11 protein-coding genes and 1 pseudogene are annotated in these 16,168 nt (G+C 58.9%); 9 read left to right on the top strand and 3 right to left on the bottom strand.

Features of this window, described 5'->3' with window-relative positions:
- Positions 1-248: 248 nt before the first annotated feature.
- The 7 genes and pseudogenes from AC097O_RS01270 (at position 249) to AC097O_RS01240 (ending at position 5,644) form a co-directional block, all read left to right on the top strand.
- Entirely contained in the window at positions 249-938 is a 690-nt protein-coding gene (locus AC097O_RS01270; RefSeq protein WP_479591043.1) for a hypothetical protein, read from the top strand.
- A 438-nt stretch (positions 939-1,376) separates the two neighbouring features.
- On the top strand, positions 1,377-1,991 hold the full coding sequence (locus tag AC097O_RS01265) for a PAS domain-containing protein (RefSeq protein WP_479591041.1): 615 nt from the start codon (positions 1,377-1,379) through the stop codon (positions 1,989-1,991).
- Complete coding sequence (locus AC097O_RS01260) at positions 1,913-2,422, top strand: diguanylate cyclase domain-containing protein (protein ID WP_479591039.1); 510 nt, start codon at positions 1,913-1,915, stop codon at positions 2,420-2,422. The genes AC097O_RS01265 and AC097O_RS01260 overlap by 79 nt, the downstream gene beginning before the upstream one ends.
- A gap of 50 nt (positions 2,423-2,472) precedes the next feature.
- Positions 2,473-3,129: a PAS domain S-box protein gene (locus tag AC097O_RS01255; RefSeq protein ID WP_479591037.1), complete on the top strand. Its 657-nt coding sequence runs from the start codon at positions 2,473-2,475 to the stop codon at positions 3,127-3,129.
- 110 nt (positions 3,130-3,239) lie between these two features.
- A pseudogene (locus AC097O_RS01250) lies at positions 3,240-3,458 on the top strand (transposase); the annotation flags it as partial.
- A 305-nt stretch (positions 3,459-3,763) separates the two neighbouring features.
- A complete protein-coding gene (locus tag AC097O_RS01245; RefSeq protein ID WP_479591035.1) occupies positions 3,764-4,384 on the top strand; it encodes a transposase in 621 nt (206 codons plus the stop codon).
- A 441-nt stretch (positions 4,385-4,825) separates the two neighbouring features.
- The gene (locus AC097O_RS01240; RefSeq protein WP_479591033.1) at positions 4,826-5,644 is read left to right on the top strand and encodes a helix-turn-helix domain-containing protein; all 819 of its coding nucleotides are present in this window, start codon (positions 4,826-4,828) and stop codon (positions 5,642-5,644) included.
- Here the strand turns inward: AC097O_RS01240 and AC097O_RS01235 are convergent.
- From AC097O_RS01235 to AC097O_RS01225, 3 genes are all read right to left on the bottom strand, one after another.
- The gene (locus tag AC097O_RS01235) at positions 5,632-6,930 is read right to left on the bottom strand and encodes a cytochrome-c peroxidase (RefSeq protein ID WP_479591031.1); all 1,299 of its coding nucleotides are present in this window, start codon (positions 6,928-6,930) and stop codon (positions 5,632-5,634) included. The two genes, AC097O_RS01240 and AC097O_RS01235, sit on opposite strands and share 13 nt — an antisense overlap.
- Complete coding sequence (locus tag AC097O_RS01230) at positions 6,927-7,754, bottom strand: DUF3703 domain-containing protein (protein ID WP_479591029.1); 828 nt, start codon at positions 7,752-7,754, stop codon at positions 6,927-6,929. Before AC097O_RS01230 ends, AC097O_RS01235 begins: the two co-directional genes overlap by 4 nt.
- A gap of 368 nt (positions 7,755-8,122) precedes the next feature.
- On the bottom strand, positions 8,123-9,097 hold the full coding sequence (locus AC097O_RS01225; protein WP_479591462.1) for an IS5 family transposase: 975 nt from the start codon (positions 9,095-9,097) through the stop codon (positions 8,123-8,125).
- 449 nt (positions 9,098-9,546) lie between these two features.
- On the opposite strand from AC097O_RS01225, the gene AC097O_RS01220 reads away from it, so the two are divergent.
- Both AC097O_RS01220 and AC097O_RS01215 read left to right on the top strand, forming a co-directional pair.
- Positions 9,547-10,524, top strand: coding sequence for a diguanylate cyclase domain-containing protein (locus AC097O_RS01220; protein ID WP_479591027.1), 978 nt, complete (start codon positions 9,547-9,549; stop codon positions 10,522-10,524).
- A complete protein-coding gene (locus tag AC097O_RS01215; RefSeq protein ID WP_479591025.1) occupies positions 10,521-16,121 on the top strand; it encodes a PAS domain S-box protein in 5,601 nt (1,866 codons plus the stop codon). The genes AC097O_RS01220 and AC097O_RS01215 overlap by 4 nt, the downstream gene beginning before the upstream one ends.
- The last annotated feature ends 47 nt before the right edge of the window (positions 16,122-16,168 follow it).

The following is a 16,168-nucleotide window of genomic DNA, read 5'->3' as shown; positions in this document are numbered from 1 at the left end:
CAGATGGGCGGGTCCCGAAAGAAAGGATGCCACATGGCTCCACCGCCGGTGCCAATAGCGTCATCTAGCAATCTGCCGCGTATCAGATCGCTGCTGAGCCAGCGAGCACAAATATAAAGATGCGGCAGAAAGTGGCAGAACAGAAAAAAAAGGGAAAAGTGGCAGAAAAGGGCAAAAGGAATAAACAAGGTTGTTATTCGTTGGGTAGGCATCTCCGCCTACGAATTTCTAAACCAACGGAGCTTTTTATGTCCAATCCTTCTTCCCCTGTCTTTTACGAACGCAACACATTGCACGCGCTGCACTACATCCAAATCGCGCTGCGCGAGAATCTATGCCGTGTATATCCCACGCGTCACCTGGCACTCAATCCGCCAGCCCAGGCGGTGCGGGTCTATGCGAATCCTTTGGACATTCCCTGCATTCCCAAAGCGGAGGGGCGAGATGCCATCGTGGTGTACCTGCCGGACGAGTACGAGCCGCAATTGGCGACCATGGCAGAGACTGTGCCCCAGGTATGCGTTCACCCTGATATCGGCTTGCAAAGCCAGACCGCGTACTTGTCGTATTCCACCCCAGTCCGTGCCGGCCATCTTCCCATGGCACTGTGGCTTGAACTGCCTGAGTTGATGGCGGCCCACGCTGAGAATGCCGAAAACTTCGAGCGGGAGGGCGTGCCGGTTATCTTGGCTGCAGGGAAAGAAGTGGCCGTCACATGGTTTGCACCCGATGGGACGCAACTCCAAAAATGCCGAGATGCGCTTGCCGCTGCCCAGCAGCGTCCTTCGGGCTACGGAGTAGACGACATCGTGAAAGCGCGCCAGAAGGCCGAGCGGTATGGGGAGCGTCCATGGCTTTTCATGCGGTATGAGCTCAAAGCTGGGAACCAGCGCATGGCCGTCAATTGGGCGCCGTTTGGAAGTTTAGAGGCCGTGTGAAATATCGTTGCCCGCTACGACGCTTGAACTGGGGTTGTTCAGACCATACTCAACGTTCATAGATGAATAAGTAGGCATTGCTCATGTGCTGGACCTGCAAACCGAATCAAAGCTTAGCTCCAACTTTTGCAGCGTCCTTCTTCACATCATCCTGATTGGCCCTATCGCCGTCCGTCTGCACCTTGGTCACCATACTGGAAGAATAGTAGGTAACAGTAACCGGTTCACTGGGCATAAATGGGTGTTTGTATTTGAGCTTCATTCTTGCGTCGAAAGACCATTGGAATTCGACATCACTTACGTACTGGTCAGTAAAGGAGCTCCCGAAGCCTGAATCTTTAGTTTTAACGGGCTGGCCATATCGGGTCGCTAAAATTTTCCTTAGCGACTCGTCTTCCTGTGCTGGAGATGACTGAGATATCGTGAACTTATCCTCTGTTGCGGCCGCGGACGAATATTGGGCAAGAACAAACTGGCTACCGCGGTACGGCCACCGACATCACCCACGCCTACCGGGCCAAGGCCCTGCTGAAAAATTACAACCAGGAGCTGTTGGCCGATGTGGCCCGGAATATCGTGGATTTGCGCCACACCAACAGCGAACTGGCCCTCAAGGAGCAGCGGTTGCGAGTGCTGCTGGCGGCGGCCCCGGTGGGTGTACTGGAGCTGGACAGCGCCGACTGCTGCTGCTACTTCAACGTGAATGGCGGTGCCCTCACCGCGTGCACGCCGGAGCAGGCACAGGGCCGCCACTTTCTCGTCTTCGTGCACCCTGAGGACCGCAGCCGGGTAGAGCAGGCCTGGGCCTGCCACCGCCACAGCCACCAGGTGCAGTGGCTGGAGTTCCGCCTGGACGCCAGCAACCTGTGGTGTGCCGCCTATTGGATCCACCTGCGCTATGCCGACAGCAGCCCAGCTGGTGCCATCATGGTGCTGGCCGATTCCACTGCACGCCACCAGCAGGACGAGCGCCTATGGACCCTGGCCCACCACGATACCCTGCCAGCCTGCCCAACCGCAACCTGTTCTGGGACCGTTGCGCGCAGGCTATAAGCTTGGCTCGGCGGCGCGAAAGTAGTGTCGCCATGCTCTGGCTGGACCTGGACGGCTTCAAATCGGTGAACGACCGCCTGGGCCACGCGGCGGGCGATGCCCTGCTGCAACAGGTGGCGCTGCGGCTGAAGGCGCGTGTCCGTGACAGCGATACCGTGGCCCGCATGGGGGGGGACGAGTTCGCAGTGGTAATGCCCGAGATCACCGATCCCGAAGCCGCTGTGCGTGTCGCCCAGGCGCTGGTCGCCAGCCTGGGCGAGGTGTTTGACTTGCCGCAGGGGCCCGTGTACATCTCCGGCAGCATCGGCGTGGCCCTGTTCCCCCTGCACGCCCACACCGTCGAGACCCTGACCCAGTACGCCGATGTGGCCATGTACAGCGCCAAGCGGGCGGGGAAAAACCAAGTGCAGGTGTGGAGCCAGGCATACTAAGAGCCGCTGCCTATTTGATGTTTAACCCAATGCTACCAATGAGGCTCGTCATGGAAAAGAAGAAATCTGACCAAACCCTGCGTCTTCAAGCTGAGGCCATTGCTCGCGACAAAGCTGTGCTTCACACCCTATCAGCCAAAAACATGATATCAGCGGACATGTGGCGCACCACACAGGAGTTGCGGGTGCATCAGATCGAGCTGGAATTGCAATGCGACGAGCTACTGCGCAGCAAGCGGTTATTAGAAGCCGCGCGGTCTCGCTACTTTGAGCTGTACGATGCAGCCCCGGTGGGCTACTGCACGGTGTGCGAAAGCGGGCTAGTGGTAGAAGCCAACCTGGCCGTAGCGGCGCTGCTGGGCCTAACACGCGCTGCTCTGGTGGGAAAGCGCATCAGCCGCTTTGTCGCCAAAGAGCACCAGGATACGTACTATCGCCTGCGAAAGCAGTTGCTGGACAGTGGCACGCCGCAAACGTGCGAGCTACAAGTTGAAAACATGGAGGGCTACCTATGCTGGATTCAGCTTATCGCCAGCGCTGCGAACGATGTCACCGGTGCGCCAGGGCAGCACCTAGTACTGGCTGATATCAGTGAATCCAAGATCATGGTTGCTGCTATGCAGGCCAGCGAGATGCGCAACAGTGCACCGGTGGACGGGTCATCCGAAGCCACCACTGAGCTCAAGCGGCAGGACAGGGTCAAGTAAATAGGTGTAGGAGCCTTGGCGGCATAAACCCGCCTCAAGGATGAACCCTGGCACGAAGCCTGCTGAGCACCAGCTAAGTTCCCCACCACCCCTAGCAACAGCAACGGCTACTGCCAGTCCTGCAAGACTGTCTCCCGCAGGGCCACCTAGCCAACTTCATCCGCGACACCGTAGACATCTTGGGTCTAAGTGCCTTCCACGAACGTTACGCCGCCGGTGGTTCACGCAACCAGCTCCTGCATCCGGCCATGAGGGTCAAAGTCCTGGTCTACGCCTACGCCACGGGTGTGTTTAGCTCCCGTGAAATCGCAAGGAAGCTGCATGAGGACACCCGGCCCGCCGAGGTCGAGGCCAAGACGGAACGGTTACAAGAGAAGATCAAAGTCTTGCGCGAGCAGATGCAGTAGCTCGATGACGTGAGGCGTAAGCAGAAGGATGTGCCTGACGAGCAAATCTCCCTCACCAATCCCGACGCCCGCTCCATGGTGTCGCAAGCCAAAGGTTCCGGCTTGGTGGGCTGCAACGTACAGACCGCCCTGGATGCCCAGCACCACCTGATCGTGGCGCATGAAGTCACCAACGTTGGCAACGACCGGGCGCAACTGCACAAGATGCGCTGGCCGCCCGTGAAGCCATGGGAAAGAAACAGTTCAAGGCCTTTGCCGACCGAGGCTACTTCCGCTGCACGGAACTTGAGGCCAGCGAAGACCACGGCATCACCGCATTTGTGCCCAAGCCCATGACATCCAACGCCAAAGCGGAGAGACGCTTCGGCATGAAAGACTTCATCTATCGGGCCAAAGGCGATACCTACCAATGCCTGGCCGGGCAGCATGCCATTTGCCGGTTCAGCACGGTGGAGAACGGTCTGACCTTACGCGCCGTCTGTACCAGTACTTGCCCCACCTGCCCGCTCAAGGCGCAGTGCACGACATCGAACTACCGGCGCATCGAGAGATGGGAACATGAAGATGTCCTTGATCGCGTACAGCAGCGACTGAACCGCAAGCCGGATGCGATGACACTACGCCGGAGCACGGTGGAGCATGTTTTCGGTGCGCTTAAGCACTGGATGGGCTGGACGCATTTACTGACGAGGACCATTGAGCATGTGGGCACGGAAATGAGCCTGCATGTTCTCCCTTATAACTTCAAGCGGGTGATCAGCGTCCTGGGCATGGAGCAGATGAGGACGGCGATGACGCTAGCTTGGGCAGTAGCCCTTACGGGCTTTTACATGCCATCAGAAACGTGATTCTTGGTCCCCCTGCAAGCCAAACTGGGCCCACTTGGCTCGCTTTGTGAGATCCCGAGAATGAAAAGCGGGCTTACGATGTCTGACCAAAATGGTGCCGTGACTGTTTGAGTGTTCTCACACCGCCTCGGCCCGCTCCAGAAATTTGACCTTCTCGTAAGCGGCCAATGGTTTTGGGGTCAAGAGTGACTGAACACCGCGGCTTAGGGGACGTTGGTCAGGTGATGCGAAAGGTCCGGGACGAGCCTAGCAACAAAATCGGCGCTGCGGTAGCGATTGCGATTTTGGTCTTAGTCGCATTTTTGGCATTGGGGAGGCCAGGCGAGCGTTCTGCCAATCTCAAGGGCTCGTGCCCCCACGCCAAGCACCACTACGGGCACGACCGTTGTCGGCTTGTCAGTGGCGCGCGTAAACTGGTGGAAGTATTAATAGACCCTGCGCATGGATAAGGCCGCCGCTAACCGCTATCGAGGTGACTTTGTCGCGTGGACGGGCGTTTGCGGCTTTATCGGCGAGGGTGGCAGCGGCGCCCGCATCGCTGCGCATTCGCACTACGCGATACAGCTGGCCCTCGGCGCTCCCGACGGGCTGCGCGTTCAGTTTGGCCGCCACGGTGCATGGCAGCCCTGTGCCGCAGCGCTGGTCCCCTCCAGAGCGACCCACACCATTGACGTGACCGACTGCGCTATGAGCGTCGTGCTTTTCATCGAGCCCGAAACGGCGATGGGTAAGGCACTGTCCGCCCGACTGCAGGGCCGACTCGAACTGCTCGATGCAAACACCGTCGGAGTGGCCGCCAAGAACCTGGACCGCGCTTGGCAGGTCGAGAGGAGCTACGACGCGGTGCAAGCGGTGTGCATGCAGCTCCTGCACCAGATTTCGCAAACCGCCACCCGAGAGCCTTCGGACCCGCGGGTGCTCGCGGCCATCGAGTACCTGCGCCAGAGAGTCGACCAGCCGGTGTCTCTCCCTGAGGTGGCTAAGACAGTGAACCTCTCGCCCGAGCGGTTCCGGCATCTGTTTGTGGAGGAGACCGGCATGCCGCTGCGAACGTACGTGCTGTGGCGCAGGCTTCTGCACGTGTGGACGCTCCTGATGAAAGGCGAAACGCTCTCGGGCGCAGCGCACGCAGCGGGCTTCGCCGATGCCGCGCACCTCTCCAGGACGGCCAGGACGATGTTCGGGCTGCCACCCTCTGTCTTGCAGATGAGTGGCCCGCTCAGCGCGCGTGCACGGGAACTGCAGCATCACTTCGCCTGAATAATGGGGCCCGTGAGGGTGCCGAGGAACGCAGACACGTCCTGGATTTCGGCCGTGGACAGGCGGATAGTCTGTCGGTCAGCGCGTTTTTCACCGGGCTGCGCCAGCTCGCTCTGGCCGAGCACTGCCTTGGGTGAGGTTGCGTAGTGCTGCAGGACCTGCTCCAGGCCCGAGAACTGGCCCGCATGCATGTAAGGTGCCCTTTCCGCCACGTTGCGCAAGCTGGGCGTCCGGAATGCCGCGAGCTGCCCGGGGTCGTTGGTGGCCAGGAACTGGAGCTCTCCGCATTGCTCGGGCTTCGCATCGCTGTAGCGCCCGAGGCAGTTGAACTCGTCCTGCAGCAGCTTCTTCAGGCCCTCCGCACGCCCACGGTCCGGCTTGGCGCGGTCGATGGGCGGCACGCCGGTGTTGTGGAATGCGTGGTCCGTCAGCAGCGGCCCGTTGTGGCAGGTGATGCACTGGCCCTTGGTTAGAAACAGACGCAAGCCACGGACTTCCTGCTGTGAAAGGACTTCCTGCCCGCGGCCTTCGCCGACCACCGTGGCCTGCGCGTACTGGTCGAAGCGCGACGCACCGTATGCGATGTTGCGTTCGAAGGCCGCGATGGCTTTGCCCATGTTCGCGAACACGCGGTTGACCGCCTCTTGGCTGCTCTCCAGCATGGCGGCCCAGGCTGCGCGCTCGGCTTGCGTCCCGCCTGGCGAGGCATCTTCCGGGAGCTTGCCCAGGGCCGGCATGGGGCCAAAGACGGATTGGTACTGCTCCTTGTAGAGGGCTTGCACCAGCTTCACAAAGCGCACGCGGTTGCCGCCGTGCTCCGCAGCGTCCTCCATCGGCCCCAGCGCCTGCGACCAGAGACTGTCTTTGCGCCCATCCCAGAACAGGAACGGTGCGTGCGCAGCGCCCATCACCGGCATCGTGCGGCGCTGACCCGTGCCAATTCCCTGCCCGAACGGCTTGCCGTCCTGGAACTGCTTGTCGGCAGAATGGCAGCTGGCGCACGCGACTTGGCCGTTCTTGCTCAAGCGGGTGTCGTTAAACAGAGCCCGGCCTAGCGTCGCAGCATCTGTTCGCTGCTCGTAGGCGTTGGAGGGTTCCGAGGGCCGCGGGCCTGCCTCCTTCAGCCGCATGGAGGCAAGGGTTGCAACGTCCTGGGCTGACCACGTATCGCGTAGCGGCGCCTTGTCCAGCGCCTGCGCAGCAAGCGCAGTCAAAAGACTCGCCGCCAGCGCCGTCGCGACCTTGAAGCGCCAAGAAGTCCTGGCTCTGCAGGCGACGCGTCTCATGGTTGGCCCTTCGGTGTCTCAACGACCGTGTTGAAAGTCACCTTGTCCGAACCCTGCGGGCCCTGGATGTCCAGCTTTACCTCCCACCAGCCGGTCATGCTGAACTTCATGCCATCCAGCTGGTAGGTTCCCTCCTCCAGTTCCCGGGTGACCCGCGGCTGCGTCGGAAGGCCATGTCCGTGCTGCGGCATGCCACCATCCACGCCGAACTTCGCGCCGCGCACGGGGGTACCGTCCAGCGTCGCGAGCTTCACCTTCCAGCTGTGCATCTGGTTGATGGCCGGTGCTTGCGCGGGTGGAGTCAGGGCTACCCGGTAGATGCCAGCGGCAGACTGCTTTTGCAGCGCGAGGTCCAGGTCTTTGGGCGGGCTGCTGCAGCCACCCAGGCCCAGTGTGACCAGAACCGCCAGCCCGGCGATGGCGAGGGTGGCAGAGGCTCGCCGGAAGCCGTTCACTTGGCGCGTACCGGCTCGCGCAGACTGGATGAACTCTTGCAGGTCCTGGGGCACCGGCATCCGCCTGAAGCCGTTGACATCGGCCCCGCCCGTATTGCCTCGCGGTACCAGACCGAGGGGGGTGAAGATACTGGCAGCGACCAGACGCCAAGCCTGGCCGAAGGCTTCGCCGACCAAACGATTGCGGACCGCGAACCGGAACATGCGCCAATGGACGCGGACGTGTTCGCCCGTGGCGGGCTGGCCCAGGACATGCGCCCGCTGGAGATGCTGGAAGGCGGTGTAGAAGTGCCCCTGCGCTTCCATCAATGCGGCGGCGTCAAGCTCTGCTTGTACCTTGGGTGGGATGCGAATGGCGAAATGGGTCATGGTGTGCTCCGAGTGGGTTCCGATACACACGGATTCTTCGCCATTCGCACCAGCCGGGCTTGAACGCAACGGCTAACCCTGGCAGCCTTTTCGTTCAACAGGGGCCGCCCCACCATGCACCCAGCCAGTGAGGCCAGAGTCTGCCAAGAAACTCGGGCTGTTGGCCTGACCTTAGCAAATTCGACCGCGCCTCACGACAAGACTTCGGAAAATCTGCCCATCTTTCAACCTAAGGCGATGCTGAATAAGGCAAGTTAAAGCGCGACTTTGGTATTCGGGTTCAGAGAATCCATGGAATCCAGTCAAACCACGCTGTTTCCCAGCCCCTTGGGGCTCGGGTTTCGGGCCATTCGGCCCACTTTGGGCCCTTACAGGCGCACCTGCGCCATCAGCCGTCGTCGCCCCAGGTAGATGTTGGCCAGCGCCAGGGCGGTGAATGCCCGCGTCGCATTCTTCTGTAGATCCCGATAGCGCACTTTGGTGAAGCCCCATAGCTTCTTGACCACGCCAAAGACATGCTCTACCCGCGCACGTATCTTGGATTTATTGCGGTTCTTGCTGCGAATCCCCTCATCGACCACGCCGCCACGGCGGCTGCGTTGGTTGGTGAAGTCCTGGGCCTTGGGGGCTCGGCCTCGGATTAAGGTCTTCTGGCTGGCGTAAGCCGAGTCGCCATACACGCGCCGCTCTTGGCCGTGCAGCAGATCGGGTAAGGGGTGTTTGTCATGGGTGTTGGCAGCGGTGACTACCGCGCTGTGTGCCAGCCCGCTTTGGCTGTCCACGCCGATGTGCAGCTTCATGCCAAAGTACCATTGCTGGCCCTTACGGGTCTGGTGCATCTCGGGGTCACGTGCCTTGTCTGCATTCTTGGTGGAGCTGGGCGCACTGATGAGGGTGGCATCCACGATGGTGCCGGTGTTCACTTTGAAACCCCGGGCTTGCAGTTCTTGTCCGACCTTGGCAAACAAGGCCTCGCCCAGTTTGTGCTCGTTCAAGAGGCGGCGGAACTTGAGCAAGGTGGTGGCATCGGGCACGGGCTCGCGCCCCAGGTCGATGCCGACGAAGTGGCGCAGACTGGCGCTGTCGTACAGGGCTTCTTCGCACGACAGGTCGGCCAGGTTAAACCAGTGCTGCAGGAAGTGGATGCGCAGCATGCGCTCCAGTCCGATGGGCGGGCGGCCATTACCCGCCTTGGGGTAGTGCGGTTCGATGACTTCGCATAGAGCCGCCCAAGGCACGATGGACTCCATCGTTTGCAGGAACGTATCGCGCCGGGTCGGTTTGCGGTGCTGAGCGAATCCCGCTTCTTGGTCGACTGCCATCGCAAGGGTCTGTTGTTTCATCGTCATGTAACGCTTCAGCCTCGGTGACCGTGGACCTTAATCAGCATTGCATTAGCTACAGAAAGACGCGCTATGGGGCGCGCTTTCATGGGAGGGTTCAGATGGGCCCATGCGCGGGCAGGATGGCCAACGAGTGTCTCGCGACCGATCTACAGTCTTGGGGAGGCCGCCCGAGGTGGTCGTCCATGCCCCTTCCCATTCCCTGCATGAATTTTGGCAGTGCAATGCGCTGCATTGTCAAAAGCCAGGAGCCCTCAACGTTCAATCGTAAGTGAGCGTAGTTTCTGTAGTCCTGAGCTGCCGGCGCAGTCGGCGCAGGCCTGGTTGCTGGACTTTTCTCACAGGGCTACCGGTGGATTATTCATGATTCGAATCATGATCAAATTTTGAAAAACCTCCAAAATGAAGCGACATACTAGCCGCTATAGAACCACTAAGTAGGTCGAGCAATGAAGAATAGCCGCATTCTATTGGTAGACGATGATCTGATAATCATTCGCAGTATGAGTCGCATTTTGTCTAACGTGGCCGAGCTGCGTTTTGCCTTAGACGGTCAAACAGCCTTGCGTTTGGCCCGTGAATCGCCACCCGATTTGATCTTGCTGGATGCTGAAATGCCGGGTATGGGGGGATTTCAGGTATGCGAAACCCTCAAAGCGGACCCCGAGTTTGCCGATGTGTCCATTATCTTTGTGACGAGCCATAGCGATACTGCGATGCATATCGCTGGGTTGGAGCTGGGGGCGGTGGACTTTATTGCCAAACCCATTAGCGAGCCTTTGCTGTTGGCCCGTGTCAAAAGCCAGCTGCGTATCAAGCGCCTCACCGACGAGTTGCGCCACACGTCCACGGTGGATGCGCTTACACAAATTGCCAATCGGCGCCGCTTTGATGACGTGTTGTCCCGTGAATGGCTGCGCTGTGCACGCGAGAAGGATGGCATTGCCGTGCTGCTGATGGATGTGGATTACTTCAAGCGGTTCAACGACCACTATGGCCACCCGGCTGGCGATGCTTGCTTGCACGCGGTGGCTCGGACTCTGGAGCAAAGCTGTCAGCGCCCGCCTGACCTGGCCGCCCGCTACGGAGGGGAGGAGTTTGCGATTTTGCTACCGGATGTCACGCTGGCTGGTGCCCAGCATGTGGCGCAGCGTGTCTTGGATGCCATAGATGCGTTGGCGCTGCCGCACGCCGACTCAACTATTGCCAGCCATATCACAGTCAGCGTGGGCATTGGCTTTCTGGACTGCGTGCCGCAAGAATGTACCGAACGTGACCTGATCGCCGCGGCAGACAAAGCGCTGTACGCAGCCAAAGGTGCAGGCCGCGCGCAGGTATGGGCTTTGAGGGCCAACCATCTCTATTCGCAAGAGCCGCATTTGCTCTGCGCGTCCCGCAATCGCGGTGATACGGACTTGTTGCCATGAAGCCGTCTTTCAGTTCGGTCTGGCCGAGGTATGGCGTGGCGCTACAAAAACCGCTATTGCGTGCAGCGATGGTATTTGCGGCGGGGCTTCTGCTCTCCATGTGTGCTGCTGTTTGGCAGCACGCTGAAAACGTCAAGCTTGTTGACCAACGTTTTGCAGCGCTGGTGCAAGACACCGTCGGTGAGTTGCAGCACCGTCTGGGCTTATACGAATATGGCTTGCGAGGTGTGCGGGGTGCCACGCTGAGCGCCGGGTTTGACCAGTTGGACCGGCGAGATTTTCGGCATTACGCTCAAGGCCGCAGTATCGAGAAGGAGTTTCCCGGTGCGCGCGGCTTTGGCGTAATACGCCGCGTACCGCAGGAGCAAGAGGCAGCCTTTGTGGCCGCTTCTCAGGCAGATGGTTGGCCCAACTTTGCGGTGCGGCAGCTGCAGCCGCACGACGGCGAACGTTATGTAATCCACTATATTGAGCCAGTATCCGAAAATAGTCCGTCGGTGGGCCTTGACATAGCGTCTGAAGAAAGTCGCAAGTCCGCCGCAGATCAAGCCATGCGCACCGGTTTGCCTACCCTCACTGGACCCATTGCCCTGGTGCAGACCGAAGGGAAGTCGAGAACATCTTTTCTGTTGCTATTGCCGATTTACCGCCCCGACTCTGTTCTCAGCACCGAGAAGGAGCGTATGGAGGCAACCCAGGGGTGGTCGTATGCGCCTTTGGCGATAGACGAGGTACTTGCGAGGGCAGATTTGCACCGCGACAAATTGATGTTGGAACTCAAAGACGTGGCTGGAGCAGACACGCATACTTTTTACAGCCAGTCCACAGATCTACCTGTTGCGCAAGGGATGCAGCAGAGCGTTCGCATCCCCCTCTTTGGCCGCACCTGGGAGCTAAATCTGCAACCTACCCAGCTGTTTGTGCAGCAGTTGAACGTCGTTGGCCCCGGTGCGGTAGCGATCGTGGGCGCATTCATCAGCCTGCTTTTGGCAATCATGGCGTATGTGCGACAGCAAATGGTGCAGCAGGTGGAGCACGTGCAGCTGGAGCGTTCACAGCGTGCATCGATGGTGGAGTTTTCTGCCGACGCCATCATTGCAGTGTCATTGGACGGCCTGGTGCTGAACTGGAATCCTGCTGCTGAAAAGCTCTTGGGTTACTCCGCTGCGCAGGCGTTAAATCGTCCGTTGTCAGATTTGATATCGAACTATTCGTTTACGCCCGAAGAGCCAAACACCACCGATGCCACCGATACCGTAGAGGCAGGGGGCTTTCGTGGTGGTTTTGAAACGGTTTATGCCAACCGCCAAGGTGAACTGATCGATGTAGCCGTGACGGTAGCGCCCATCCTTGATGCTACCGGGCGCACCGTAGGGCAGGTGAAAACTGTCCGTGACATACGTGATACCAAGCAAGCGCAAGCGCAGGTGCGATTGCTGAACGCCAGCCTGGAGCAGCAGGTGGCGCAGCGTACCCAGCAGTTGGACGCGACCCGCCGTGACTTGCAGACCATTTTGGACGCCATACCGTCTTTGATCGCCTATTGGGATCGGAATTTGGTGAACAAGTTCGCCAATCATGCCTATGAAAGCTGGTTTGGCGTGGACCCTGACGCCTTGATGGGCAAGAACATTCGCGAGTTGTTGGGTGAAGATTTGTACCGGAGCAATCTGCCGCATATGCAGGCGGCTCTAGCCGGCGAGCCACAGACGTTTGAACGGGCTATTCCCGTTCCGGATGGCTCAGGGGTGCGGCATTCCCTTGCGCACTATTTGCCGGATGTTGTGGATGGCGAAGTGCACGGTTTTTATGTATTGGTCCACGATGTTTCCGAACTTGTCGAAGGGCGCCTGGCGTTTGCAGCGCTGCAACGCGACAATGAGGCGCTGTTGCATACCATCCACTTGCACACCATCGTGTCTGTCACGGACCGAGCAGGCCGCATCACCGATGTGAATGATGCGTTTTGCAGCATCTCTGGCTATACCCGGGAAGAGTTGCTGGGGCAAACCCACCGCATCGTGAACTCCGGCCTGCAAGGTACTGATTTTTGGCCGAAAATATGGAGAACCATTTCTGCGGGAACACCTTGGCGTGGCGATGTTTGCAACCGCGCAAAAGATGGCTCGTTGTATTGGGTCAACAGCATCATTGCTCCCTTCATCGGAGCCGATGGCAAGGTTGAGCACTATATCTCCATCCGCAGTGATGTGACCTCCACCAAACTGGCCGAGCAAGAGCTGCGTGCCAGCCAGTTGTTCCTGGAGCGCGCGAGCCGCGTAGCCAAAATGGGCGCCTGGCAGGTGGATCTGGACACGTCCACCGTCACTTGGTCGCCGGAGCTTAAAAGAATACATGAAGTTCCCATGGATTACCAACCCAGCGTAGAGGCCGGGCTGAGTTTCTACGAGGAAGAGGACCGTCCTGTCATTGAAGCCGCTATTAGCAAGGCCGTTGCGGAAAACGCGGCTTGGGACGTGGAAGTCCGCATGCGCACCCAACTAGGGCGACAGATATGGGTGCGGGTGCTGGGTGAGCCTGAACTGGAGGCTGGTCGGTTGGTGCGCTTGGTCGGCATTCTGTTAGATATCACGAACCGAAAACAGACAGAGATTGCCTTGGCCGATGAGCGCCATTTGATGGCCTCACTGCTAGATACGGTGCCTGACCAGATTTACTTCAAGGACCGGGAAAGCCGGTTCTTGCGCATCAACCCCGGACTGGCCCAACGTTATGGTCTGGAACAACCCGTTCTGGCCATAGGCAAATCGGATGCCGATTTCTTTTCTGCACAGCATGCCCAGGAGACGGCCCGCCAGGAAAAGCAGATCATGAATACCGGCGTGCCTGTGGTGGACCTGGAGGAAGAAGAAACTTGGCCAGATCGACCCCCCACCTGGAATCTCTCGACCAAGATGCCCTTGCGCGACTCCCAGGGCCGGACCATTGGTATCTTCGGCATTTCGCGCGACATTACGGCCCGTAAGCAAGTCGAAGCCCAACTGTACGATACCAATTTGCGCTTTGAAATGGCCGCCGACGGCGCGGGTCTAGGTGTGTGGGATTTGGATCTTGTTCACCACGCTCTGCATTGGGATGCGCGGGTTTTCGATCTGTTTGGCGTTGCGTCGACGATCGGCCTGGATCCGTTGGCAGTGTGGGAGCAGTGCCTGCACCCAGACGACAGAGCCCACTACGAAGCCGCTGCCGCTGCCGCTTTGCATAGTACCGACCCGCTGGTAATAGAGTTTCGGATCTGCCGCCCGGATGGCGAGGTGCGCTATTTGAAATCTGCAGCGCGGGTACAGCGTGACGCAGAAGGAAAGCCGAACAGACTCACCGGCGTGAACTTTGATGTGACGCAGAGCAAGCTGGCCGAGCAGCGATTGACGGAGACCAGCTCCTTGCTGCAGAACGTGCTGGAGGCGGCATCTGAGGTGGCTATCATCGCGACCGATGCCAATCTCGTTATCCGTATTTTCAACGCCGGTGCGCAGCGATTGCTGGGCTACTCTGCAGAAGAGATTGTGGGTTTACACACGCCCGTGTTGATCCACGATGAAGCGGAAATGCAAGCTCGCAGCCGGGAGATGGCCGAGCAGCTCGGCTATCCGATCGAAGGCGGCGCAGTGTTTACCCACCCCTCGGTGTTGCGCGAACCGCGTGAATGGACGTATGTCCGCAAAAATGGCGGCCGGGTGGCTGTCGCGCTCGTAGTCACTTCCATGCAGGCTGCGGATGGCAGCGTGTTTGGCTACCTAGGGGTGGCACATGATGTCTCCAGGCAAAAGCAGGTCGAGCAGTCTTTACGACAAGCCATGCATCAAGCCAAGCAGGCGAGTCGTGCTAAGAGCCAGTTTCTGGCCAATATGAGCCACGAGATTCGGACTCCAATGAATGCTGTGATTGGTATGTCCTATCTTCTGGCGCGCACACAGCTGGATGCGGAGCAGGCCTGGTTTCTGGACAAGATCCGATCGGCCAGCCAGTCCTTGTTGGTTTTGATCAACGACGTGCTGGACCTGTCCAAGATCGAAGCCAATGAGATGGCGATTGAGCATGTGCCGGTTGATCTCAGCCTGATGCTGCACAACCTATCGGAGCTGATGGCCATGCAGGCCCAGGCCAAGGGACTGGTGTTTCAGATACATGCGGGCCCAGGTGTGCCGGACGTTGTGAAGGGTGACGCAACGCGGCTACAACAGGTATTGACCAATCTCTTGTCCAATGCCATCAAGTTCACCGAAGCGGGCAAGGTGAGCCTGGATGTTCGGCTATTGGCCAATACACCTGACAGCATGCGTTTGCGCTTTGAGGTGCGAGACAGCGGCATTGGTATCTCGCCAGCTGCCCAGGCCAGGCTGTTTCAGCCGTTTGTGCAAGAGGATTCCACCACCACGCGCCGTTTTGGTGGCACCGGGCTGGGCCTGTCCATCGTGAAGCACTTGGTCACCCTGATGGGAGGGGAGCTGGGGCTGAACAGCATACAAGGACTGGGCAGCGAATTCTGGTTCGAGCTGGAGTTCGGCGTCGTGGCGCAGAGCGAGATCGCTGGGATACAAAGCAATCGGGTCATCAGCGTCGGTACCGGCTTGCGGGCAGTACGGGTGCTGGTGGTGGACGACAGCGAAATCAACCTGGAGGTGGCCAAGCGTATTCTGCAGTTAGAAGGCGCGGAGGTCAGTCTGGCTGGCCGTGGTCAGCAGGCGATCGATATGCTGGTGGCGCAACCAGCAGGTTACGACGCAGTGTTGATGGATGTGCAAATGCCTGAGCTGGACGGCCTGGCGACTACCCGCATGATCCGTACCCAACTGGGTTTGACAAGCCTGCCCATCATTGCGTTGACCGCAGGTGCCATGCTGGAAGAGCAGCAGGAGGCTGCCGCTGCCGGTATGGATGATTTTGTAGCCAAGCCCTTTAACGTTCGGCAATTGGTCAACATCATCCGGCGCCACCTGCCATTCACGCCTTTGTCTGCTGATTCCGGTGCCCTAACCGAGGGCTCGGCACCTAGCATATCCGATTGGCCCAGCATCTACGGCGTGGATACAGGCGATGCCTGGGGGCGTATGGGGGGAGATTTGTCCTTATTTTTAGGTATGTTGAAGTTGCTACTGTCTGAATTCGAGGATAAACCGCTGGACACTCAAGAGCCTCGGTCCAAATTCAAGGAAAGAATGCATAAGCTCAAAGGAACAGCAGGCATGCTGGGCTTGAAGGCGGTGGAGAAGCTTGCGGCAGAAGCAGAGTCGGCTTGTTTGAAAGCGCCTCCCGCCCAGATGGTGCAGTGGGTTCAGAAAATCGGCGTGGAGCTGCAAAACATACAGCTCAGTGCTTTGCCGCATCTGGATGTTCACAGTCGCAATCTGGAAAATGCGGGCAGTGCATCTGCGGCGCCGCTGGACCCGCAAGAACTGGTTGACCTGCGTAAGCTTTTGCTAAGACAGGACATGGCGGCCATGGATAAATTTGAAGAGATTCAGGCGCAGATCAGTCCCCTGCTAGACCGGGCAGAGTTTCAGAAATTGCAGGACTGCATGCAAAGACTGCAGTTTGAACCTGCTGCGCAACTGCTGCACAAGCTATGTATTTGAACCCCAGCAGGAAGTGCAAAATGGTAAAGATTTCAGTCTGATGTAAA

The sequence above is a fragment of the Rhodoferax sp. LS1P39 genome, assembly GCF_056521425.1.
This window is presented reverse-complemented; position numbering and strand designations above follow the sequence as displayed.

What these genes read in the sequence shown, in the direction of transcription:
- AC097O_RS01270 (WP_479591043.1), top strand. Translation starts at nt 249, where the DNA reads ATGTCCAATCCTTCTTCCCCTGTCTTTTACGAACGCAACACATTGCAC.
- AC097O_RS01260 (WP_479591039.1), top strand. Translation starts at nt 1,913, where the DNA reads ATGGACCCTGGCCCACCACGATACCCTGCCAGCCTGCCCAACCGCAAC.
- AC097O_RS01255 (WP_479591037.1), top strand. Translation starts at nt 2,473, where the DNA reads ATGGAAAAGAAGAAATCTGACCAAACCCTGCGTCTTCAAGCTGAGGCC.
- AC097O_RS01245 (WP_479591035.1), top strand. Translation starts at nt 3,764, where the DNA reads ATGGGAAAGAAACAGTTCAAGGCCTTTGCCGACCGAGGCTACTTCCGC.
- AC097O_RS01240 (WP_479591033.1), top strand. Translation starts at nt 4,826, where the DNA reads ATGGATAAGGCCGCCGCTAACCGCTATCGAGGTGACTTTGTCGCGTGG.
- AC097O_RS01235 (WP_479591031.1), bottom strand. Translation starts at nt 6,930, where the DNA reads ATGAGACGCGTCGCCTGCAGAGCCAGGACTTCTTGGCGCTTCAAGGTC.
- AC097O_RS01230 (WP_479591029.1), bottom strand. Translation starts at nt 7,754, where the DNA reads ATGACCCATTTCGCCATTCGCATCCCACCCAAGGTACAAGCAGAGCTT.
- AC097O_RS01225 (WP_479591462.1), bottom strand. Translation starts at nt 9,097, where the DNA reads ATGAAACAACAGACCCTTGCGATGGCAGTCGACCAAGAAGCGGGATTC.
- AC097O_RS01220 (WP_479591027.1), top strand. Translation starts at nt 9,547, where the DNA reads ATGAAGAATAGCCGCATTCTATTGGTAGACGATGATCTGATAATCATT.
- AC097O_RS01215 (WP_479591025.1), top strand. Translation starts at nt 10,521, where the DNA reads ATGAAGCCGTCTTTCAGTTCGGTCTGGCCGAGGTATGGCGTGGCGCTA.